Origin of the sequence: Mesorhizobium sp. M8A.F.Ca.ET.181.01.1.1, from assembly GCF_004792025.1 — a bacterium.
Taxonomy (GTDB): domain Bacteria; phylum Pseudomonadota; class Alphaproteobacteria; order Rhizobiales; family Rhizobiaceae; genus Mesorhizobium.
On record NZ_SRTV01000327.1, the window covers coordinates 1 to 283 of the forward strand.

Genomic DNA, 283 nt, shown 5'->3' on the forward strand with positions numbered 1-283 from the left:
GCCAAAGAACATTCCAAAAGCGGAGACGAGAGTGAAACCCATCCCATTGCTCACAGCTTGTGCGTTTCTGGGCGCAAGCGTTCCCATGCTCGCGACAGCACAGACCTGCAACGTTCCCGTGCTCAAGATGCTCGCCCAGAAGAGTCTCGGCCTGTCAGTCATGGAGAAGTCGCTGCCGGACTATCAAAAGCGCAGCGGCACCCGGATTGAAATCAACTACTTTGGTGAAAACGACCGCCGTTCGAAATCGCGACTCGACGCGTCAACGGGCGCGGGTTCCTAC

General features: G+C 56.9%; 1 pseudogene. It reads left to right on the forward strand.

The annotated features are described in order from the left end of the window. Nucleotides 1-31 precede the first annotated feature (31 nt). Nucleotides 32-283, forward strand: a pseudogene (locus EN824_RS34820) (sugar ABC transporter substrate-binding protein); the annotation flags it as partial.